General features: G+C 72.9%; 15 protein-coding genes. 3 read left to right on the top strand and 12 right to left on the bottom strand.

Annotation, left to right across the window (positions count from 1 at the left end; translation table 11 throughout):
• Nucleotides 1-39: 39 nt before the first annotated feature.
• Nucleotides 40-2,154, bottom strand: a complete 2,115-nt coding sequence (locus tag WME76_RS11845) for a hypothetical protein (protein WP_437960246.1) — start codon at nucleotides 2,152-2,154, stop codon at nucleotides 40-42.
• 64 nt (nucleotides 2,155-2,218) lie between these two features.
• On the opposite strand from WME76_RS11845, the gene WME76_RS11840 reads away from it, so the two are divergent.
• Nucleotides 2,219-2,653, top strand: coding sequence for a hypothetical protein (locus WME76_RS11840; RefSeq protein ID WP_437960245.1), 435 nt, complete (start codon nucleotides 2,219-2,221; stop codon nucleotides 2,651-2,653).
• 77 nt (nucleotides 2,654-2,730) lie between these two features.
• Entirely contained in the window at nucleotides 2,731-4,338 is a 1,608-nt protein-coding gene (locus WME76_RS11835) for a hypothetical protein (RefSeq protein ID WP_437960244.1), read from the top strand.
• A 33-nt stretch (nucleotides 4,339-4,371) separates the two neighbouring features.
• Here the strand turns inward: WME76_RS11835 and WME76_RS11830 are convergent, their stop codons facing one another.
• The 9 genes from WME76_RS11830 to WME76_RS11790 form a co-directional block, all read right to left on the bottom strand.
• Nucleotides 4,372-4,953 carry a hypothetical protein gene (locus WME76_RS11830; RefSeq protein WP_437960243.1) on the bottom strand — a complete coding sequence of 194 codons (582 nt, stop codon included), beginning with the start codon at nucleotides 4,951-4,953 and terminating at the stop codon, nucleotides 4,372-4,374.
• Nucleotides 4,953-7,706, bottom strand: a complete 2,754-nt coding sequence (locus WME76_RS11825; protein ID WP_437960242.1) for a type VI secretion system Vgr family protein — start codon at nucleotides 7,704-7,706, stop codon at nucleotides 4,953-4,955. The genes WME76_RS11830 and WME76_RS11825 overlap by 1 nt, the downstream gene beginning before the upstream one ends.
• 16 nt (nucleotides 7,707-7,722) lie before the next feature.
• On the bottom strand, nucleotides 7,723-10,002 hold the full coding sequence (locus tag WME76_RS11820; protein ID WP_437960241.1) for a type VI secretion system Vgr family protein: 2,280 nt from the start codon (nucleotides 10,000-10,002) through the stop codon (nucleotides 7,723-7,725).
• Between the two features lie 27 nt (nucleotides 10,003-10,029).
• The gene (locus WME76_RS11815; protein WP_437960240.1) at nucleotides 10,030-12,255 is read right to left on the bottom strand and encodes a type VI secretion system Vgr family protein; all 2,226 of its coding nucleotides are present in this window, start codon (nucleotides 12,253-12,255) and stop codon (nucleotides 10,030-10,032) included.
• 203 nt (nucleotides 12,256-12,458) lie between these two features.
• Complete coding sequence (locus WME76_RS11810) at nucleotides 12,459-13,514, bottom strand: beta-ketoacyl synthase N-terminal-like domain-containing protein (RefSeq protein WP_437960239.1); 1,056 nt, start codon at nucleotides 13,512-13,514, stop codon at nucleotides 12,459-12,461.
• Entirely contained in the window at nucleotides 13,511-14,542 is a 1,032-nt protein-coding gene (locus tag WME76_RS11805; RefSeq protein WP_437960238.1) for a DUF2169 family type VI secretion system accessory protein, read from the bottom strand. The genes WME76_RS11810 and WME76_RS11805 overlap by 4 nt, the downstream gene beginning before the upstream one ends.
• Nucleotides 14,543-14,594: 52 nt before the next feature.
• Nucleotides 14,595-16,082, bottom strand: a complete 1,488-nt coding sequence (locus WME76_RS11800) for a YkgJ family cysteine cluster protein (RefSeq protein WP_437960237.1) — start codon at nucleotides 16,080-16,082, stop codon at nucleotides 14,595-14,597.
• A gap of 245 nt (nucleotides 16,083-16,327) precedes the next feature.
• The gene (locus tag WME76_RS11795; protein ID WP_437960236.1) at nucleotides 16,328-17,641 is read right to left on the bottom strand and encodes a DUF1566 domain-containing protein; all 1,314 of its coding nucleotides are present in this window, start codon (nucleotides 17,639-17,641) and stop codon (nucleotides 16,328-16,330) included.
• Nucleotides 17,642-18,353: 712 nt separating this feature from the next.
• The gene (locus WME76_RS11790) at nucleotides 18,354-19,394 is read right to left on the bottom strand and encodes a hypothetical protein (protein ID WP_437960235.1); all 1,041 of its coding nucleotides are present in this window, start codon (nucleotides 19,392-19,394) and stop codon (nucleotides 18,354-18,356) included.
• On the opposite strand from WME76_RS11790, the gene WME76_RS11785 reads away from it, so the two are divergent.
• Nucleotides 19,393-20,469 (top strand): MJ1255/VC2487 family glycosyltransferase, encoded by a 1,077-nt coding sequence (locus WME76_RS11785; protein ID WP_437960234.1) that lies wholly within the window; start codon nucleotides 19,393-19,395, stop codon nucleotides 20,467-20,469. The genes WME76_RS11790 and WME76_RS11785 overlap by 2 nt on opposite strands.
• Before the next feature lie 90 nt (nucleotides 20,470-20,559).
• Here the strand turns inward: WME76_RS11785 and WME76_RS11780 are convergent, their stop codons facing one another.
• Both WME76_RS11780 and WME76_RS11775 read right to left on the bottom strand, forming a co-directional pair.
• A complete protein-coding gene (locus tag WME76_RS11780; RefSeq protein WP_437960233.1) occupies nucleotides 20,560-20,820 on the bottom strand; it encodes a hypothetical protein in 261 nt (86 codons plus the stop codon).
• 122 nt (nucleotides 20,821-20,942) lie between these two features.
• Nucleotides 20,943-21,734, bottom strand: coding sequence for a Stp1/IreP family PP2C-type Ser/Thr phosphatase (locus WME76_RS11775; protein ID WP_437960232.1), 792 nt, complete (start codon nucleotides 21,732-21,734; stop codon nucleotides 20,943-20,945).
• Between the last annotated feature and the right edge of the window lie 57 nt (nucleotides 21,735-21,791).

Raw genomic sequence — 21,791 nt, 5'->3', positions numbered from 1 at the left:
CGGCGCCAGGCGCGCGGCGCCTCGTCGATGTCGCCGCGCTCACCCCGCGCGTCGGCGGGGCCGCGTCCAGCGGCCCGGGGCGCCCGAGGCGCGCGACGCGATCGGCCGCCAGGCCGCGATCGCCTCCTCCTGGTCCACCACGAAGTCGTGCGGATCGAAGCGCACGAAGTGCCCGGTGCGGACGATGAGCTCGCGCTGGATCGACCGACGCTCGCCCGGCGTCACCCGGCCCGTATCGAGCTCGTCGAGCGCGACCTCGGGCGTGTACGGGAGCCCGCGCCGGTACCGCGCGCCCAGATCCCAGCCATGGCAGCGCTCGATCCAGAACGCCCGCCAGCGCGCGGCGTCCACCGTGGGCTGCTCCACCAGCTCCGGCGCCGGCGCCGCGGGCAGGTCGCGGGGATCGCTCACGATCTGCGCGAGCTTGAGCTCGCGCGGCTCACCCACGTCGGGGTCGGGCGGCTCGGCGACGACGATCTCGTCGTCCTCCACCGCGACCTCCTCCCACATGCCGGCGCCGGTGATCCGCTCCAGCGCGTAGGCGGCAGCGAGCTTCGTCGCCTTGTCCCCTTCGCGCTCGAGCAGGTCGATCAGCAAGGGCACCGACGAGGCCGCGCCCGCCCAGCCCACGGCGACGATCAGGCCGTGGCGCGGCGCCTCGAAGGCGCGCGCGACGAGGTGCCGCGCGTCCGCCTCGTCGCCCGCGAGCGCCAGCAGGAGCGCCGCCGCGTCCCCGCCCTCCGGCGCCTCCATCGCGGTGCGCAGCATGATCGAGGCGTGCGGGTGGTCCGAGAGCGCCATGGCCGTCCAGGTGGCCTCGCGGAGCTCCGGATCCGCCGCAGCGGCCGACGTGAGCGCCCGCTGGATCAGCTCGGGCAGGCGCTGGCTCGGCGCGCAGCCGAGGTGGTGGAGCGCGCGCGCCGCGACGGGCGCCGCCTCGTCCGAGGCCGCCGCGACGAGCTCGTCCTCGGTCGCGAGGCCCCGGTAGGCGAGGACGTCGATCGCCATCGCGCGGAGGAGCGGCTCGGGCTCGCGGAGCAGGCCGCGGAGCGCGAGCGGCAGGAGCTCGTGCGGGACGAGCTTCAGCGCGGCGCCGAGCGCCTCGATGAAGGCACGGTCCCGCTCGCTCCGGAGCAGCGCGTGCTCGGCCGCGGCCAGCGCGTCGCGGCCCGCGAAGCAGCCGAGCACCATCGCGCTCGCGAAGGCGAGGCTCGGGTCCTTCACCGGGGCCTCGGCCACGAGCCGCGGCACGTGCTCGAGCGCGGGCGCCCCGATCGCCGCGATCACGTCGATCGAAGCGAGCATGCGCCGCTCGAGCACCAGCGCCCCGCGGAACGGGTCGCCGAGCAGCGGCGCGCGCTGCATGCCGACCATCGCGACCTCCTCGAAGCACTCGCGGGTGCGGCCGCGGAGGAAGGCGACGTCGTCGATCGCGGCGCCGATCTCCCGCGCGAAGCCCGGCGGCGGCGCGGGGCGCGCGCCGGGCTCGTCCCCGCGCGGCGCGGGCGGCCGCGCCTCCGCCGCCGCGGGGAGCGCGCCGGGCGCGGGCGCGCGCTGCTTCAGCGTCGCGACGGCGGCCTTGAGCTCGTCGAACGTCGTCGGCCGCGGGATCGGCGGCGGCGGCTTCGCCACGAGCTCGGCCGGGGGCGGCTCCGGGACCTTGAGCCTCGGCACGAGCGACGCGCGCCGGACCGCGTGCAGCCGCGGCCGATCGCGGCTCGCGAGGATCGGGGGCGGGTCGAGCGGCGGCGCGGGCGGCGCGCCGGCGAGCCGCGCCTCGGCGTGCTCGAGCCAGCCGCGCGCGTCCCGGAGCAGCGCGCCCACGGTCGCGAGGCCCGCGTCGAGCCCCGCCGCCTCGCCGATCGGGACAGCAGCGCTGTCGATTTCCATCATGGCAGCGCGCACCGCGCCCTGGCGGTCGGCGCGGCCGTCGAAGGCGTCGTAGATCGCGCCGGCGGCGCGCTCCAGGGCGCGCGCGGGCGCCGTCAGGTCGATCACGGGCTCGACGTCGTGCTCGAGCGACCGCGCGGCGCGGCGGAGCGCTGCGTGCCCGCGCTCGAGCTGGTCGAGGGCGGGCGGGGCCATCCCGGCGGGCGCGGAGGGCTGCCCCTCCTGACCGCCGGGCGCGACGAAGGGCAGATAGGTGAAGGACACGCGCCATGGATACACCTGCGCGGAGGAGGCCCCAAGCTGCGCGCTGAGGTAGCCTGGCCGCGCGATGAAAGATCCCTCGGAGGACCTCGAGGCGTACGCGACGCTGGCCGCCCGGCTTGCGGACCCGAGCGCCGATCGCGCGGCGCTCCTCGCCGCGCACGGGCTGGACGAGGAGCGCTGGGAGGCGCTCGACGACGCCTGGCAGGCGCGCCTGTCCGAGGCGGATGACGAGGACGGCGAGGACGTGGGGGTGCCACCGCTGGTCGCCGTCTTCGCCGAGACGTTCGCGAGGGTCCAGCGCGCCCGCGCGAGGAACGAGCTGTCGTTCGACCGCTTCCTCGAGGCGGCGCGCGCGATGAAGCGGGGCACCGACATGGCGACGGTGCTGAGCCGGCTGGACCTGACGCTCGAGGACTACCTGAGCGCGCAGCAGCGGTGGACCGCGGCGATGCTCGAGGACGAGGAGCTCATGGCGCGGTTCCAGCGGGCGATGAAGTAGCGGGACGGCCGCGCCGCGGGATCGGCCGGCGCCGGGGCCGCGCTGCGGCGCGGCGGCGGGGGTATGCTGGGGGAGGCATGGTGGAGAGCGAGGGGAACAGCCGATCGATCACGCTCGAGGAGCTCGCCGCGATCGCCGGGGCCCTGGAGGCGGGCGCGCCGCGGGACGAGGCGCTCGCCGGCGCGGGGCTCTCGGTCGAGGGGTGGGAGGCGGCGCGGGAGCGCTGGCTGGCGAAGCTCGCCGCGCAGGCCGCGCGGGGGCAGCTCCGCCCGAGCCAGCGCTACCTGGAGCTCGTCGGCGAGCAGAAGCGCCGCGCCCAGGCGAAGCTGCGGGAGGCGCGCAGGAAGCCGGAGGGGCCGATGCCGGTGGCGCCCGAGGCGCACCTCCCGGCGCTGGGGGGCGCGCCCCCGGACGGGGCGGCGCCGGTGGCCGCCGCAGGCGTGAGCGACGAGGAGGCTGCGCGCTCGCCGTGGGCGAGGTCGAGCGCGAGCGGGCCGGCGGCGCGACCGCTCATGGATCGGTCGCCGCTGCCCTCGGGCACGCCGTCGCCGCTGCCCTCGGGCACGCCGTCGCCGCTGCCTGCGGCCATCCCGTCGCCGCTGCCTGCGGCCACGCCTACACCTCGGCCCTCGCCGATTCCGGAGCCGCCGCCAACCGCGCCGCGGGCCTTCGTGACGCTCCTCGACATGCGGGCTGTCCCACTCCAGGACGCGCTGCCCTTCCGTCAGGGCGCGTCGAACGCAGCCCCGGTCGAGGCGACCGCGGCGAGGATGGACACCACGAACGTCGGCACGATGAGCGCGTTACCCGCCGACAGGGCGCTGCCCTTCGCTCGGAAGATCCCTGGTACGCTGACCGACAGCGCATTGCCCTTCTCTCGGGGGGCCCCGCCACCTTCGACCGACAGCGCCCTTCCCTTCTCGCGCCCGAACCCTCCGCCTGCGGCCGACAAGGCTTTGCCCTTCTCGCGCCCTGTCACTCCTCCGGCCGACAACGCATTGCCCTTCTCGCGCCCTGTCGCTCCTCCGGCGGCCGATAACGCATTGCCTTTCTCTCGCCCTGCCCCGCCTGCCGCGGCCGATAACGCATTGCCTTTCTCTCGCCCTGCCCCGCCTCCCGCGGCCGACAAGGCGCTGCCCTTCTCTCACCCGAGCTCTTCGCCTCCCGCCGACAACGCGCTGCCCTTCTCGCGTCAGAGCCCTTCGCCTCCCGCCGACAACGCGCTGCCCTTCTCGCGTCAGAGCCCTTCGCCTCCCGCCGACAACGCGCTGCCCTTCTCGCGCCCTGTCGCTCCTCCCGCGCCGCCGCGGGCCTCCAGCAGGGACGAGGCCGTGCCACGGCCGCCCCCGCTGCCGACCGGGCGCTGGGCCTTGCCGTTCCAGCAGCCGAGCTCCGGCGACGGGTCGCCGGCAAACACGTCGCTCTCGCGGTCCGCGGCGGGGGCGCGCCCCGAGGTGGACGCGGAGATGAAACGGCGCGTCGAGCGCATCTCGCTCGCCCAGTACGCGCGCATCTGCGCCGACGTGCGGGAGCACCCGGCGCACGTCCACGACATCCAGGGTCACTACGGGCTGGACCCGCAGAGCTGGACCGCGCTCCACGCGATGTGGCACGAGCGCTTCCAGTCCGATCCGGCGCTCAAGGCGCGATGGCAAGCGCTCGTCGAGCAGAGCGCGCGGCGCTGAGCCGCGCCCCGAGGGCCCGCCCGGCGCGCGGCGTCAGTTCAGCCGGAGCAGCCGCCCCACGATCCGGAACAGCCCCCGCGACGCGGCGCTGATGCGGCTGCCCACCACCTCGATGTCGCCGTCCTCGCGGATGCGGACCGCGCCCCGGCCCGAGCGCAGGAGCAGCTCCTGCTCGCCCTCGATCGTGATCGTCGCCGCCTTGAGGTGAAGCGCCTTCGGCCGCTGCGTCGCGAGCGCCCCGACGATGAGCGGCAGCGCGCCGTCGCAGAGCTCGACGAGCACGGCGTCGCCGCGGGCGCGCGCGTCGGCGATCGCCTCGGGGTCGACCTCGGGCGCGACCTCGGCCTCGATGGGCCCGTCCACGCCCCGCAGGAAGATCTGCGCCGCCCGGCCGGCGATCGAGGCAACGCGCGCGGTCCGCATCGCGGCGCCGAGCGGCTGCGCCTGCCGCGCCGGGAGCGGCGCCGCCGCCGGCGCGACGGGCTCGGCCAGCACGTCGTCCAGGGTCACGCGCGGGGCGTCGGAGGCCTCCTCGGCGCCGGCATCGGCTTCGAGCTCCTCCACCGCGGGCGACGCGCCGGCCGGACAGGAACCACCGTCGAAAGGAGCCGCCATCAGACCTCCGAGACCTTCTTCGGGAGCTGGATCTTCGGGGCCAGGAAGGCCACGAGCGGCGACGTGATCGTGACGCCCCCGCCGTCGATCACCACCTCGCTGGCGCCGCACTTGAAGACGATGGCCCCCTTCGCCTCCACCTTGTGGAACGCCCCGATGAACGTCGCAGGCCCCACGGCCTGGACGACGTGCGACCCCTTGAGCTTGTCGACGATCGCGCCGCCCACCATCGCGGTGCGCGAGCCGGTGACCGTCTCGCTCTCCCCCGCGCTGCTGAGCACGACCAGCCCCGTCGCCTTCTCGTTCTTCGAGCCGGTCACGGTCTCCGAATAGCTGCCGAACGCGACCTGCACCGTCGCCGCGCCGACGTCGATCGTCTTCTTGCCGGTCACGTTGTTGTCGATGTCCTTGACCGCGCCGAGGACCTTCATCGACCCGACGTCCTCCTTGTGCGTGCCCGCGACCTTCGCGGTCGAGTGCCCGGGCCCCTTCTCGCGATCGGTCGCGTCGACCCCGTCGACGTTGCCCTCCGGCCCGGCGGCGTTCGCCATCGACTCGCCGCCCCCGCCGCCCGAGTCCATGCCGAGCGCGGAGGCGAGCGCCTCCGGCTGGACGAAGATCCCGCCGGCGAGCGCGTTGTGCGCCGCGTTCGAGGCGATCGACGCGAGCATGTTCGGAGGGCCACCAGCACCGCCGCCGCCGCCAGCACCACCGCGGCCTCCTCCGCCCATCGAGGCGGCGAGCTGGCTCGCGCCGGGGATGCCCGACGCGCCCGCGATCATCCCGGGCATGCGGCTCATGTCGCCGCCGGCGACGGCGCCCATCGCGCCGGCGACCCCCTGCACCTGCTGCGTGAGCCCGTTGATCGGCGCCATCACCTGGTTGATCGCGCCGTCGACCTGCCCCTGGATCGCCGAGATCGCGTTGTTCGCCATCACGCTCGCGAACTGCACCGCCGCCTGCGCGGCGAGCGCGAGCATCGCCTCGAGCGGGTTGCCGTCCATCTCGAACTGGTTCCCGCCCACCGTGGTCGTCGCGTTGCCCTTCGCCGTGAGCGCCGACACCGCGTTCACCTCGAGGGTGCGGTTGCCGCCCACGCTGATCGTCTGATCGGCGCCGATCGTGTTCGACGAGCCCTTCGTGATCTTCGTCGTCTGGTTGCCGCCGACCTCGAGCGACGCGTTGTTCCCGATCACCGTGGTCTCGTTGTTGCCGATGTTCTTCTTCGCGTTGTTCGCGGCGGCCGTCTTCATGTCGTGCTGGGCGTGCATCATGATCTCCTCGGCGCCCGCCTTGTCCTCGAAGCGGACCTCGTTGGTGCCGCCGCCGCCCGGCGTGCTCGCGGTCCGGATCGCCGAGCGCGTCTTGCCCTCGGGTAGCGCGTACGGCGGCATGAAGACGCCGTTGTAGAGGCGGCCCGTGACGATCGGGCGGTCGGGGTTCCCCTCGAGGAACTCGACGATCACCTCCCAGTCGATGCGGGGGAGCATCATCGAGCCCGACGTCTGGAGCTGCGCGACGCGCATCCAGCACGAGGCCTTGTCGTCGACAGCGTCGCTCCGATCCCAGTGGAACTTGACCTTGCACCGGCCGTGCTCGTCGGTGTGGATCGCCTCGGGCTGCGAGCCGGCCGGCGCCACCACCGTCGCCGTCTGCGGCCCCTCGATGACCGGGATCGGCGTGATGCGCCGCGGTCGGTACTTCACGTCGGCGGGCACGAGCCGCGCCCGCGCCCTGGAGCGCGGCGCGGCGCCCTCGCGCTCGCCTTCCTCCTCGTGGACGAAGGTGTGCGTCACCGAGAACAGGAAGTACTCGCCGTCGAGCTCGCCGGCGTCCGTGATCGTGAGCTTGTGGCCGACCGCGAGGCGCGGGCACACGGCGTCGATCTCGATCGTGCGCCGCTCGACCTGCTCCTCCTCCAGGCGGATCTGCGCGAGCCGCTCGCCCTCGCTCGGCTCGAAGTAGCCGCCCGGGTAGTCGTACCGCTCGAGCTCCGTCCGCTCGCTCGACGCCGCGGTCACCGTGAGGTCGAGCTTCGGTCGCTTGAAGTCGAAGTCGCGGAGGACGAACTTGCCGGAGCGCACCCGCTCCCGCTCGCGGATCGCGTAGATGGCGTCGCGCTCGTCGGCCGCGCTCAGGCCGGTGCGCCGCCGGAACGGCAGCGCGGGATCGCCGGAGATCGGCCCGGCGACGGTGCTGTCGTCGTCGAAGACGAGGAGCTCCCCGTCGGCGTCCACCTCGACGAAGCTGTAGATGCCCTCGTGCTCCATGAGCCGCGAGATGAACGCGAGCGCGCTCTCCTGGTACTGCACGCAGTACTCGCGCTTCGGACAGTCGCCGCTGAGCCGCCACTCGACCCGGGAGACCCCGTGCTCCGCGAGGACCTGCGCGACGATCTCCTTGGCGCTCAGCTCCTGGAAGATGCGCGAGTCGACGCTGCGCGCGAGCAGCGCGAGCGAGGAGACGACGCGCACCGCGTAGCGCGCGCCGATGATCTCCATGCCGAGCTCGGTCGAGCCGATCGAGGTCGCGGCCTCCACCGTGCCGGCGATGACGCGCGGCTCCTCGCCGGGCGCGCCGAAGGAGAGCACCGCTCCCTTCCCGATCATCGCGTCGAGCTCCTGGTACATGTGGAGGACGACCTCGACGTCGAGCACGAGCGGCCTGCCCGCCTCGTGGATCGACTCGAAGCGGAGCACCCGGGCCGCCGGGACATCCTCGATCGTGAAGTGCGCTACGGTCTGGCGTGCCACGTTCGCCTCCTGCTCCTCAGTTGTCGAGTACCAGCGCGGCGGTGTCCGCGACGTCGCCGTCGAGCTTCGCGGACAGGCCGAGGATCGCGACGCTCGCCGGTGTCAGCGAGACGATCGACGCGCCCATGACCAGCGTGAGCGCGCCGGTCGCCTCGAAGACGACGTTGTTCGCCTTCACGATCTGCGCGCCGCCGGCGAGCTCGGTGTAGGTGCCGAGCGAGCTCTCCACGCGATCGCCGTTGGCGACGTTGACGATCGCGCCGCCGACCTTCACGTTCATCGAGCCGCCGACCTCGACGCCGCGCCCGGACTTGACCGCGATCACCTTCGCGCCGGTGGCCGTCTCGCTCCGGTCGCCCTGGACCGTCACGGTGCGATGCCCCAGCGCGAGCTCGACCAGCGCCGCGCCGACCTCGTGCTTGAAGGCGGCCAGGGTCGCGTCCGTGACCGAGCCGACCACGAGATCGATCTGGTTGCCGGAGACGGTGAGCGCGCTGTCGCCGGTGACGTCGCGCTTGTGATCGCCGCCGACCTTCATGTCGCGGTTGCCGCCGATCGCGAGCTTGTGGTCGCCGCCGATGTCGTCCACGTGGAAGGTCTCGACCTTCATCGCCTGGTTGCCCGAGACCGAGATCTTCTGGTTGGCGCCGACGCTGCTCGTCGTGCTGTTCGTGACGTTCGTCGACTGATCCGCGCCGATCTTCTTCGCGTGGTTGTTGCCGATCGACTCGGTCGCGTTGTTCTTCACCTCGGTGGACATGTCCTTCGAGGCGTTGATGAACATCTCCTCGGCGCCCTTCGCGTCCGACATCCTGAGCTCGTTGGAGCTGCCCCCGCCCGGCGTCGTCGCGGTCTGGAGGGAGCTCTTCCCGGCCTCCTTCGGCAGCGCGTAGGGCGGCGGCGTGAGCGCGTTGTACATGCGACCCAGCACGAAGGGCCGGTCGGCGTCGCCCTCGAGGTTGCGCACCGTGACCTCCCAGCCGACGCGCGGCAGCAGCATCGAGCCCCCGGTCGGGACCTGGCTCGTGCGGATCCAGCGGCTCGACGTGTCGTCCTTCTTGCCGGAGCGATCCCAGTGGAAGGAGACCTTCACCTGGCCGCTCGCGTCCGTGTGGATCTCCTGCCCCGAGGGCCCGGTGGTGATCGCCGTCTGCGCGCCCGGGATGACCTGCTCGCGGGCGCGCCGCGGCGGCCGGTAGCGCGTGGTCCCGGTGGGCACGCCCCAGAACTCGCAGGCCATGCGGAGGTCGCGCGCGCCGTCGCCGTCGTCCGCGCCGGCGCGGCCCGCGAGCTCGAAGTTCCGCGGGCGGCTGCCGGCGATGCGCGCGCGGACCACGAGGTACTCCTGGTTGAGCGGGTCGTAGGGGTGGCCCTCCACCGAGAAGCGCCGGCCCGGGAGCAGCGCGAGCGAGCCGGTCTCGCCGTGCACGACGTCGCGCTCGGCCTGCACCGCGTCGAGCAGCACCTTCGCGAGCCGCTCCGCCGCGCTCACGTCGGCGGTGCGCGCGGGGTACTCGTAGATCTCGAGCACGTGCGACCCGGGATCGCTCCCCTCGGCCGACGCCTCCAGCTTGAGCGAGGGCTTGTCGGGGTTGTAATCGCGGACGAACACCTTGTCGCTCCGCACCGAGACCTCCCGCGAGAGGCGGACGACGCGATCGGCGAAGCCGTCGACGCCGAAGTCCTGGTAGAACGGGAGCGTGGTCGCGCCCTCGATGTCCTCGAGGCCGGTCGGCGAATCGCTGAAGACGAGCACGTCCTGCTCGTCCTTCACGTGGATCGCGAAGTAGATCCCCTCCTCGGCGAGGAGGCGGTGGATGAAATCGAGATCCCGCTCCCGGTACTGGACGGTGTAGACGCGCGCGGGGTGCGGCTCGGCCAGGCGCCAGTCCTGCTGGCCCGCGGGCACGCCCGCGCCCTCCAGGACCTCCTTCACGATGTCGACCGCGCTCTTCTCCTGGAAGATCCGGCAGTCGGCGCGCTGCCCGAGGTTCCAGAGCGCCGGCGCGACCTCGATCCGCAGCGTGGGCACGTCGTCGCTGTCGGGCAGGAGCTCGGCGGCCACGATGGTGCCCGCGAAGGTGCGGGTCTGCGTGTCGTCGCTGCGCGTGAGCGTGAACACCGCGCGCTTGTCGAGGACGTCCTTCGGCCGCGGCAGCGGCGCCTCGTCGTCGAGCAGCTCGCACTCGAGGCGGGTGAGCTCCGAGAGCTGCTCGGTGAGCTCGAAGCGCAGCACCCGGTAGACCTTGCCCTCGACGCTGACGGAGGGGATCGCGAGGATATGTTGTTCAGCCACTCTTCACCTCACTGGCGCCCGCGGATCTCACGATCCGAGCTTCATCGACGCGCCCATCTTGACGACGAGGGCGCCCTTCACCGCGATCTTGGTCCCCTTGATCACGACGGGTCCGCCGCCGAGCTTGAGCTCGCTGCCGCCGCCCTTGAACGAGCCGACGGCGCCGAGGAGCGTGATGAGCGGCGCCTGGACGACCAGATCGCCGTTCAGCTTCTGGTAATGCAGGCCGCCCACCAGGTTGGTGACGCCGGTCGCCACCTGGGAGATCGAGCCCTTGGTCAGGTGGAGCTCGGCGGCGAGGGAGGTCTGGTCCTTGTTGGCGGTGATCTGCTCTCCGTGGCTCCCGTTGATGATCTGCGCCTTCACGGCGCCGACCGTCTCCGCCATCCCGCCGAGGACGTTGTCGTTGATCGAGGCGAGGCTGCCGGCGATCTGCACCGCGCCGACCTTGCGGCTCATGTCGCCGGTGATCGACTGCTCGATGCCGTTCGATATCGTGATCTGATTCCCGCTCACCGTATACGAGCGGTTGCCCGTGACCTTCTCGACGTGATTGCTGATCGCGTTGGTCGTGTCGTTGCCGCCGATCGAGATGCTCTGGTTGCCCGTGATCTTGTGGGAGAGCACCGCGCCGACGTCGAGCGATTGATTCCCGGACACGGTGATCGACTCGTCGACCTTGACCGAGCGGGAGCCGTTCACGCTGATGTGGTTCTCCTCGTTGACCGCGACCTCATCGACCTTGTCGTTCTTGACGGTGACGTTGAGGTCCTTCTGGGCGTGGACGCCGAAGCCCTGGCTCCCGGAGCTGTCGGACATGCCGATCTCGTTATGGCCGCCCGCGCCCGGCGACGACATGCTCTTGAGAGAGCCGGACGCCTTGGCGGCGGGGAGCGACTGCGGCGGCGTCTTCTCCGCGTTGTACGTGCGCCCGAGGGCGAGCGGCCGGTCCGGGTCGCCGTCGAGGAAGGCGACGGAGACCTCCCAGCCGACGCGGGGGAGGATCATCGAGCCGCCCATCGCGAGCTGCGAGACGCGCAGCCAGCAGCTCGCGGTGTGGTCCTGCTGGCCCTGCCGGTCCCAGAAGAAGCGCACCTTGATGCGGCCGTAGTTGTCGACGTGGATCGCCTGCTCCTGGGTGCTCGACCCCGTGACGACCGCCGTCTGGATGCCGCGGATGCGCGGCCGGCGCGCGCGGCGCTCGGCCGCGAAGGGCGCGCCCTTGGGGATGCCGCGGAAATGGTTCTCGACGTCGTAGTTCGTCTCTCCCCCGGTGAGCGTCTGGTTGCCGCGCGAGACGAGCTGGGTGACCACGAACTGGCCGTTGAGGCACGGCTCGGCGGCGCCCTCGACGAGGAACGGCTCGCCCACCTTGAGGCCCGCCGCGCGGCTCTCGCCCTCGCACACGTCGGCGTCGGCGGAGAGCTCGCGCATGCGGGCGTCGGCGCGGCGCGCGCCCACGCTCCCCTTGGTGAAGCCGCCGGGGTACTCGAAATAGGGCAGCTCGATGGCCTCCTTGCGGGGCAGCGCGGACTCGGGCTTCACGGCGGGCTTCTCGAAATCGTAGTCCCGCAGGTGGACGCTGCTCGTGCGCAGGGCGCGCGTCCTCGTGAGCTTCGCGAGCGGCTGGCTGCCGGGCAGGCCGCCCTGCGCCATGCGGAAGATCACCGGCGTCCCCTCCTCCACCTCGAACGAGGAGGGATCGTCGGTGATGATCATCGTGTGTCCGGAGACCTCGTGCCGGAAGTAGTAGAAGAGGCCGTTGTCCTCGAGCAGGCGTGAGACGAAGTTGAGGTGCGACTCGCGGTACTGGACGATGAACTCGCGCGCCTCGTATTCCTTCGCGTTCCGCCACTCGACCTTGTCGCCGAAGCCCGCCTCCTCGAAGACGGTCTGCGCCACCTGGACGATGCTCTTCTCCTGGAAGATGCGGGACCCCTCGCGGTGCGCGAGCGCCGCGAGCGCAGGCCGCAGGCGGACGTCGAACTGGCGCCCCTCGCCCGCGACGCGGGCGAAGCCGGCGCGGTCGACGATGCCGTCGAACAGCCGCTGCGCGCCGGAGGTGTCGATGACCCGCAGGCAGAGGCGGCTGCGCAGGCAATCCTCGACCCGGAAGGCGGTGTCCACCGTCGAGAAGCGCACGTCGACCGCGTACGGGGTGGAGACCCCCTCGACGGCCTCGAATCGGGTGACGGCGATGTCCGCGGGGAGGTTGTCGCCCTCGAGGGAGAAGGTGGCGAAGGTGGCGGCCATTCGGGGCATGGTAGGCGATCGGCGTGCGGCGCCAAGCCCCGCGGACGCGGCGAAAGCGGCGTGGGAGCGGAATTTCGACGGGCGTGGGAGCCGAATTTTGCGGAGCTCACGGCCGGCGACGGATTGCTGCGCGCGCCCGCGCCAGCGTCGGAATGGCGCCGCAATCGCCGCCGGAAAGCGTCGGGGCGCTCGCTGTACCGGCGTCAGCCCGGCGCGACGACGACCATCGCCGCGCGCTCCCCGCCGTCGCTGCCGGCGAGGGAGACCGCGCAGGGGTGCGGCGCGAAGCCGCGCGCGAACGCCTCGGACGCGATGCTGAGGTGCAGCGGCATGGCGGCGGCGCCGAGGTGGCCTATCCGCTGCGCGGGGCTCTCGACCTGCTGTGGATCGCAGAAGAGCTGCTGCGTGCGCACCGAGGCGGCCTGGAGCTCGAAATGGCGGAAGGTCTCGAAGGTGAGATCGGTGAGCATCCAGCCGGCGCGCAGCCCGCGCTCGGACAGCGGCGCGAGCGCGGTGCGGAGCGCGGCGGTGAGGCCCGAGGCCTGGAACGCCGATTCGTCGTTGTCCGGGCGGGCCCGCTCGTGCGCGGTGGCGAGGCCGACGAGCTGCCCCTGGTCGCGGAGCTGGGCGCGGCGCGCGACGTCGGGGCGCATCAGGACCACGAACGCCGCGCACTCGCCGGGGATCAGCGCGTCGAGGTTGTCGGACCGGAAGATCCGGCCCGCGGCGTCGAGCGCGGCGATGCGCGCGGGATCGTAGTCGGTGTGCACGCCGCCGAGCAGCGCCGCGTCGATCGCGCCGCGCGCGAGCGCGTCGCACAGCTCCGGCAGCAGGAACCCCGGCCCGGCCGGGCCGCGCGTGGCGACCTTGACCGAGACCCCGGGCGCGTGCGCCTCCGCGCGCGCGGCGAGCTCGGCGGCGAGCCGCTGCGCCGGGACCTCGCCCCCGGGCTGCCGCTGCCCGAGGTGCTCGTCCAGGCACAGGGCCATCTGCATCCGCAGCCCGCGCGCGGCGGGGCCGAGCTTCTCGAGCGCCTCGCCGAGCGCGCGGGCCCCGAGCAGGGCGGCGCGCGAGGCGCCGGTGGCGAGCGGATCGAGCGTGGGGAGGAAGCACATCGTGACCGGCTCCCCCTTCGCGTCGAGGAGCGGCGCCTCGCGCATCGCGGCCGCGGCGGCGCGGTGCGAGAAGGCGGTGTCGATCGACCGCAGCCCGACGGGCGTGACGGCGCCCGCGGCGACGATGACGGCGAGGGGCCTCACGCGCGCCCCCGCTCGCGCACGACGACGCGCGCGTCCTTCATCCGCCGGGGCGCCTTGACGTGCGCGCGCCAGACCATCTCCACGGCCACCGGCTTCTGCGGGCCGGTGGCGTAGAGGTCGACGAGCACCGTGTCGAGGTGGGGCGCGAAGGCGGCCGGCGGGCGGTCCTTCACCTGGAACTCGATCTCCACCTGCACCCTCGGGAGCTCGAAGCTGAGCGCCCCGTCGGGCGTGAGGTTGAGCACCCGCACCGGCTCGCCGCCGGCGAGCGGCGGATCCGCGATCAGGCCCGGCGAGGCGCACAGGTTGTAGCGGTGGTCGAAGTCCTCGGGCAGGAGCGGCGCGCGGAGCTCCTGCCACGTCCGATCGTACGTCCCCGCGTACCTGCGGCGCGGCTCCCAGTGCCGGCCGATCGGCCCGATCCCGGCGGGCGGCGGCGCGGACTTCGCGGTCCGGATCGGGAACGACGGGTCCTCGATGGTCGGCGCCGGCTGGTGGGTGAGCGAGGCCGGCGCGCGCGTGACGCCCGTGCCGATCGGGTTGCGCGGCTCCTCGAGGATCGCCGCGGGGTCCTCGTCGTCCCTGCCGCCCCAGGCGTGGTCGTAGCGCATGTCGATCTGGTCGATCGGCCCCGGCGCGGTGAGCGCGGCGCCCTTGTCCACCCAGAGCCGCCTGCCGAACACCACCAGCGACTTCCTGAGCGGGCCGACCTCGACGCGCACGTCGAACGAGGGCGCCGGCTTGCCGTTCGGCGCGTACGCCCTGGCCACGAAGATCACGTCGGTGGCCGGCTTGAACAGGCAGATGTCGGCCGGGTAGGCGACGCTCTCGGGCTTCTCCTTTTCCCACGGCAGGTCGGCGAACCGGATCGCGCGCGTGCGCTCGGGCGGCGCGAGCTCGAAGCCGCCGTCCTCCTGGAGCTCGAAGCTCGCCTTCACGATCGTGACCAGCTTCTCGCCGTCCCGATCGACGAGGAGCTGCGGGTGCGCGGCGAAATCCGTCTTGTTGTCGAGCGGCGGCTGGTCCATCGCGGGCGCATTATCGACAAGATCGGGCGAGATGTCTCTCCGGCCGGCGCGATCACGACGCCCGCGCCATGTCGGCGGCGTAGGCGTCGAGGCCGTGGCCGCGCAGCATCGCCTCGACGAGCGCGATCGGCTCGGCGCAGGCGGGGTCGCCGTCCGGGCCCGCCTCGGCGCAGACCAGCGGCAGCGCCCGGGCCACGACGAGCCGCGCCGCGCGATCGCGCAGCGCGAGCGAGAGCGGCAGCGCGCCGAGCAGGCGGTGGCCGTGGAGCGCCGCGCGCAGGGTGAAGCGCTCGCGGTCGGGGGCGCGCGGGGGTGACAGGAGCAGCGCGGCGAGCAGGTCGGGGTCGGCCAGGGCGAAGGTAGCGGCGGCGATCCACTGCGTGGCCCTCCGGGCGAGGTCCCGCTCGCTCCGCCAGGCGGCGTCCTCGCGCGCCCGCCGCGCGGCCCGCCGGTGGAGCGCGGCGAGCCAGGGCCCGAGCGCCGCCGGCTCCAGCGGGTCGGGCCGCTCGAAGCGCGCGATGGCGTCTCCCGTGAGGCCCTCGGCCTCGACGGCGGCGGCGAGCGAGGAGAGGCCCGCGGCGACGTCGGGCGGCGGCGCCGCCGCGGCGAGGCGGCGCGACCACGCGACGAGCTCGGCCCGTGGGGCGGTCGCGCCGGGCGCCACCTCCGCGCGGTCCGGGAGCGCCGCGACGTCGATGCGGTCGTCGAGATCGCCCCGCGCGCGCAGCCGCGGGTCGATCAGCGGCGCGCCGCCGGGGCGGCCCACGCTGGCCAGCACGCAGGCGCACTCCACGGAGACCGAGATCCGGATCGACTCGCCGTCGTCGATGAAGCTGGTCGGGAACGTGCGGCACCCGAGCGGCTTCGCCGCGGGCCCCCCGGCCGCGTGGAGCGAGCAGCGCCCCACGCCGCCCTCGCCCTCCAGGTAGGCGCACCGGCCGTCCCGCATCGCCACCACGGACGCGGCGCACGGCCACGCTCCGCGCTCCGGCGTGAAGGCGCGCTCGTGCCGCGCGCCGCCGCTCAGCACCTCGGGCCGCAGCGCCCGCGCCCGTGCGGCCTCCTCGGGATCGAAGAGGATCGAGGCGTAGATGCGGCAGCAGCTCCCGCTGCCATCGCAGTGGAGGCTGAAATCGGGCAATACCTCGAGCGGGCGCTCGCGGGGGTCGCGCGCCCCCGCGTCGAGCGCGGGCGCCACGGGCAGCGCGGAGGGCCTGGGCGCCGCGGACGCCGAGGGCGCCGCGTCCTCGCCGGCGTCCTCGCAGCCGAGCAGGCCCGCGGCGTGGAGCTGCGCGAAGAAGGCCTGCGCCGCCGGGACGCGCGCGGGCGCGCCCTCGCGGGCGGCCGCGATCACGATGCCCTCGACGTCGCGGGTGCCGTCGGCCGCGGAGAGCAGGCCCCACTCGCGCGGGCCGAGCTGGAGCAGCTCGCCGGTGCGGAGGTCGTGCAGGATGATGCGCTCCTCCTCGCCGACCAGGTGGCGCCGCGCGAGCACGTGGGCGGCGAGGCGGGGGCGGGCTGGCAGCGCGTTCGGGCTCACCCGCACAGGCTAGTACCGTGGGGCAGCAATCACGCCAGGGATCTGCCCCGCAGACTGGAGAGCGGGTCGACACAACGATGCCAGATGCGCAAGGACGCAAAAATGCAGCACGATTACACTTTTTGCGCCTTTGCGCCTTTGCGCCTTTGCGCCTTTGCGCCTTTGCGCCTTTGCGCCTTTGCGTTGAAATCTCTCCGTATTCCCGAGCCGGCGGCCGCGACGCCGCGCTCAGCGCCACGCCGCGCTCAGCGCACGCACTTCACCCACGCTTCGGTGAAATAGTTCCACTTGCCGCTGGCGCCGGCGTTGAACCCGGTGAAGCCGTCGTCGAAGTTCAGCGCCCACGCCGCCGGCGCGTTCCTCGCGGCCTCGTGCGAGCCCCAGTACCAGTCGTTGCTGCGGGCGCCGTACTGCGTGTCGGGGAACATCGCCCGGTTGATCGACGGCGCCACCTGCGCTTCGTCGACCAGGGTCGCCAGCTCCCGGATGCTCGGCAAGCGCCAGGCGTGATCGTTGAGGCCGAACGTCTCGCAGTAGCTCGCCGCGTCGGCCCAGCTCATCGTGGTGGGCGAATAGCCCTGCTGCCAGATCAGCCCGGTATACTTATCCATCACCTCGCCGGCCGACACGACGGCGTACTGATCGGGCGGCGCCACGGCCGGGCTGCTCGGCGCCTCGCCCTCGCCGTTGCCGCGCACGCAGCGCAGGCTCGCCGCCGTCGCCTTGGAGTAGGCGTTGCTGACGATCCCGTCGCTCATGTTGAAGGCCCAGGCATAGTCGCGGCCGGCCCCGGCGCCGGCCTGACGGATCGTGAGGATCCAGTCGGAGGACGTCTTGTGGAATCCCCCCCGCGCGCCCGGGAATGCGGCCCTGTCGATGGCCGGGCTCAGGGTGAAGTCCACGATCGACGTCATCTCGATGCGCGTGGGAAGACGCCAGTCGGAGTGCCCGCCGAGCGTCAGGTCCTCGCAATAGCGGATCGCCTGGTCCCACGTGTACGCCTCGGAGGGAGGGCTCTGCTGCCATTCGAGGCACGTGACGTTGTCGCGCACCACGCCCCCTCCGACATCGCCGTAGCTCGCCGGGTTGGGCAGGCCGCTGCCCGCGGGGTTCGGCATCGGCCAGCACGCCCACTTGTGCGTGCCGCAGGCGGCGGCCCTGCTGCAGGTGTCGGGCACTCCGGCGCCGCCGCCTCCCGCGCCGCCGCCCTCTCCCGGCGATCCCCCGTCGCCCGTCGCGCCGCCGCTCGACGCGGTCCCCGCGGCGCCGTCACCGCCAGCCCCGCCGCTCCCGGTGATCCCGGAGCTCCCCGCGTCGCTGGCCCCGGCGCCCGCCTCGGAGGCTCCCCCTGTCGCGAGCGCGCCGCCTGTCCCCGACGCGGCGCTCTCGGTGAGCGCGTCGCCGCGATCGCCGGCATCCACGCTCCCGCCGGTGTCCCCCGCGGTCGAGCAGGCCGCAGCCGCGAGCGCCAGGCCGAGCGCCATTCCCCTGCGGGCGCACGCGGCCGTGGTGGACGTCGCCAGGGTCGCGCGAAGGACCCACCGATTGCTTCGATTCACAGGCACCTCCATCAAGTCAAGCTGGTGCCGCGTCGCCGGCGTTTGTCCATGGATCATGAGAGAGAGAGAGAGAAGGAACCACAGAGGCACAGAGGGCACAGAGGTCAGAAGAGAGAGAGAGAGAGAGAGAGAGAAAAATTCTTATCCTCTCTTCCCTCTGTGCCCTCTGTGCCTCTGTGGTTCAAATTCTTCCCCATCACGGGATCAAGAACGAACCTCGGGACGCGGCAACGGCGCTCAAGATAAACCAATTCGAATCGCACCAACCTATCACACGATGCGCAACGAACGTCAATGTGCGCACCGGAAGAAGGATTCATTTCTCATCGCGTCCGATCGCACCTCAACCCCTCTGCGCTGCGCGGGGTCGCAGGACTGGGGCGCTTTCCGCAGGCGCACCGACCCGGCGTGGTCGACAGGACGAGCGCGCGTTCTCGTGCGCTGCCAAATCTTCAACCAGCCGACAAAGCGCGGGCGGTTCGAGCTTCTGGTGATTGGGTCCGAGGGGATCGAGCAACCTGATCAAGAACGCCAAGAATCTCTCGATCTTCGTGCCGTCCGGGCCCCTTTCGCTCGCTCCGTCCCGGCGCCATGAAGCGCGCATGTCGTTGTCCACCAAGAAGACGTCTATCGGCGGCTCCAGCAACAGCAGACCGAAGAACAAGAACAAGCGACATCACTGGAAGCGCTACCGCGGCCAGGGCAAGTCACATCACGGCTGATCGCTCCGGCGCGCGCGGCCGGCCGCCCGCCCGACGAGCGCGGCGGCCGCGGCCACGCCGCGCGCGCGCAGCGTCGACCGGGGGAGGCGCGCGTCGATCGGCGGGGACACGAACGCCTCAAGCCAGGCCTCGGCCGGGGGACGCGCCAGCACGCCGCCGAGGTCGAACAGCGCGAGATCCGGGACCCCGGCCGCCACCGCGACCGCGACGTCCTCGCGCAGCTCGTCGGGCGACCGGTAGACGGGCTCGTCGCCGAGCGCGCCCATGCCGACCGCGCCCAGCGAGACGCCCGCCCTCGATCCGAACCGCCGCACCGCGGCGCGACACCCGGAGGCGAGCAGCGCGACAGCGTCCGCCCGGCCGAGCGCGCCCCGCGAGTAGCCCTCCAGCAGCGACGTGTAGAGCATCGCGCCGACGCGCCCCCACGGCGGCGCCGACACGGGCGTCCCGAGGAGGCGCTCCCAGCCGCGCGACGGCCCGTCGGCCAGGACGAGCGGCACGATCGCCGCCGAGGTGGCCACCCCGCGCGCGTGCAGCGCCGCGGCCATCCCGGCATAGGCGCGCTCCGCGTCGCGCCACCGCGGGCTCAACCCCGCTCCCGCGCGCCCGCCGCGGAGCAGATCGAGCGCGCCGCGGCCGCCCGCGAGCGCGCGGCGCACGTCCTCGATCGGCGGCTCGAGATCGAACACGACCTCCGCCGCAGCGAGGCCGCGGGCGTCGAGCGCCTCGAGCAGCCGCGCGACGAACGCGCCGAACGCCACCGCGTTGCCCGCGCTCGCCCAGCGCCCGGCCTCGTCCTCGATCATCGGCCACACCGCGACCGCCACCCCGGCGTCCGCGCACGCCGCCGCGAGATCGGGCAGCCCGGCCGCCGTCTCCGGCCGCACGGCGACCGAGAGCTCCAGGCCGTGGCGCCGCAAGAGCGCGAGCGTCCGCGGGGCGCGCACCACCTCGAGCGGCAAGAGCTCGCTCCAGATCCGCCGCCGATCCCTTCCGGAGCCGGGGTCGCCCCCGCTACACTCGCTCGTCATGAAGATCCTCTATGGCGTCGTCGGCGAAGGGATGGGGCACGCCATGCGCTCGCGCGTCGTGATCGAACACCTGCTCGCGCAGGGACACGAGCTCGAGATCATGGCGTCGGGCCGCGCGACCGACTTCCTGTCGAAGCGCTTCGCAGGGGTGAACCGCATCCACGGCCTCCACATGATCTACGAGGAGAACCGGGTCCGGCGCGGCAAGACGCTCTGGTCCAACGTGCTCTCCGGCGCGACGGGCATCCCGAGGAACATCGCCGCGTACTTCGAGCTCATCAAGGACTTTCGCCCCGAGCTCACCGTCAGCGACTTCGAGTCGTGGACGTACCTCTACGCCAAGCTCCACCGGCTGCCGATCCTGTCGGTCGACAACATGCAGATCATCAACCGGTGCACGCACGGCCCGGAGATCCTCGCCGGCCACGAGGCGGAGTTCCAGATCACGCGCGCGTTCGTGAAGAGCAAGCTGCCGTTCTGCAAACACTACGTCATCGCCACGTTCTTCCGCCCCCCGGTCCGCAAGCAGGACACCACGCTGGTGCCGCCGATCCTCCGCCCCGAGATCATCGCGGCGAACCGCCGCCCCGGAGAGCACCTGCTCGTCTACCAGACCGCCGAGGGGAACGACGCGCTCTCGGAGACGCTCGCGAGGACCGGGCTCGAGTGCCGCATCTACGGGATGCGCCGGAACATCCAGGAGGAGCAGGTCGAGGGGAACCTGCGCTACCGCCCCTTCAGCGAGGACGGCTTCATCGACGATCTCGCCTCGTGCCGCGCCGTCATCGCCGGAGGCGGGTTCACGCTGATGGGCGAGGCGGTCTACCTGCGCAAGCCGATGCTCGCCGTCCCCCTCGGGCGCCAGTTCGAGCAGGTGCTCAACGCCCGCTACCTCGAGCGCGAGGGGTTCGGCCGCGCCGCCGACTCGCTCGACGATCCGGCGGTCATCCTGGATTTCGTGAAGGCCATCCCCGCCTGCGAGGAGAAGCTCGCGGGCTACTCCCAGGACGGCAACCGGCAGCTGTTCGCGGTGATGGACGGCCTGCTCGATCGCGCGGCCGCCGGCGTGCTCTGAGCGGCGCGCCGGCGAGCAGCGCCCGGCTCGCCGCGCCGCGCCGCGCTGCGCCGCACGCCACCCGCGCTGCGCAGCGCGCCTTCCCCTCCCCTACTTCGGCCTGCAGCCCTTGAGGGCCGAGCCAGAGATGCCGTTGCACTCCTGGTCCGCGGGGCAGTCCGTCTGCTCGACGCAGGTCTTCAGACACTGGAGCGCCGCGCTGTCGTCGGGCTTGCCGCAGACCGACCCGTCCTCGCACTCGCCGTCGACGCCCTCTTCCTCGCACGCCTCGCCGAGCGCCGACTCGCCGCCACAGCCCCAGGCGAGCAGCGCGCCGACGAAGAGCCCCATCCCGATCCACGTGGTTCGCATCGAATGACCTCGCGTTTCTTCAACCCAACTGCACACAGCGGGGGGCGCGAGCGGAGGCGATCGCATGGTGACGCGGCGCGCTCCTCGGCCCTTCCGTGCGTCTCCGGATGCTATCGCGCGCGCTACCGCGCGTTGCGGGTCTTCGCGCCCTGGCGCTGGCTCCACGACGCGGCCGCGGTCTCCTCGATCCGGATGAGCACGGCGGTGATGTTGTCGCGGCCACCGTTCTCGTTGGCGCAGTCGATGAGCTTGCAGCACGCGTCGGCGAGCACGGCGTTGTCCTCGATGATGCGCGCGATCTCGCGATCGTCGACGAGCCCATGCAGGCCGTCGGAGCAGAGGAGGAAGACGTCGCCGGGCTCGACGCGCTCGGCGCGCAGGTCGACGTCGACGCTGGGGCCGATGCCGAGCGCGCGCGTGATCACGTTGCGGGGCAGGTACGCGAGGTCGCTCTCGGTGAGATCGGGCCGCTCGAGCAGCGCGTCCGCGATGAGCGAGTGATCCCGGGTGAGCTGCGCGATCCCGCCGCGGCGCAGCAGGTAGCAGCGGCTGTCGCCCGCGTGCGCGACGTAGAACTTGCGCTCGCGCGGCGCGAACGCCGCGGCGACGACCGTGGTGCCCATCCCGCGGTAGAACCGGGAATCGTCGGCGTGCGCGAAGATGCGTGCGTTCGCGTACGTCACGGCGGCGCGCAGCCGATCGCCGGTGGACGCCTTGCGGCGCTTGCCGTTCGCCTCGCGGAAGTAGCCCGCGATGGCGCTCGCGGCGATCCGGCTCGCGACCTCGCCGGCCTCGTGGCCGCCCATGCCATCCGCGACGACGTAGACGTTGAACTCGGGGAGCAGGATGTATCGGTCCTCGTTGTGGACCCGCTCCCTGCCGACGTCCGATAGACCTGCCGCGATGGCGCGCATTCGCCCCGAGTCTAGACGACGCTTGGCCCCCCAGGGAACTGGGTTAATCTCCCCCGC

Source organism: Sorangium sp. So ce119, from assembly GCF_051524405.1.
GTDB lineage: Bacteria > Myxococcota_A > Polyangia > Polyangiales > Polyangiaceae > Sorangium > Sorangium cellulosum_G.
This window is presented reverse-complemented; position numbering and strand designations above follow the sequence as displayed.

Bases quoted from the DNA above. Each gene is read 5' to 3' on its own strand.
- WME76_RS11840 (WP_437960245.1), top strand. From the start codon at position 2,219: ATGAAAGATCCCTCGGAGGACCTCGAGGCGTACGCGACGCTGGCCGCC.
- WME76_RS11835 (WP_437960244.1), top strand. From the start codon at position 2,731: ATGGTGGAGAGCGAGGGGAACAGCCGATCGATCACGCTCGAGGAGCTC.
- WME76_RS11830 (WP_437960243.1), bottom strand. From the start codon at position 4,953: ATGGCGGCTCCTTTCGACGGTGGTTCCTGTCCGGCCGGCGCGTCGCCC.
- WME76_RS11815 (WP_437960240.1), bottom strand. From the start codon at position 12,255: ATGGCCGCCACCTTCGCCACCTTCTCCCTCGAGGGCGACAACCTCCCC.
- WME76_RS11805 (WP_437960238.1), bottom strand. From the start codon at position 14,542: ATGGACCAGCCGCCGCTCGACAACAAGACGGATTTCGCCGCGCACCCG.
- WME76_RS11785 (WP_437960234.1), top strand. From the start codon at position 19,393: ATGAAGATCCTCTATGGCGTCGTCGGCGAAGGGATGGGGCACGCCATG.
- WME76_RS11790 (WP_437960235.1), bottom strand. From the start codon at position 19,394: ATGACGAGCGAGTGTAGCGGGGGCGACCCCGGCTCCGGAAGGGATCGG.
- WME76_RS11780 (WP_437960233.1), bottom strand. From the start codon at position 20,820: ATGCGAACCACGTGGATCGGGATGGGGCTCTTCGTCGGCGCGCTGCTC.
- WME76_RS11775 (WP_437960232.1), bottom strand. From the start codon at position 21,734: ATGCGCGCCATCGCGGCAGGTCTATCGGACGTCGGCAGGGAGCGGGTC.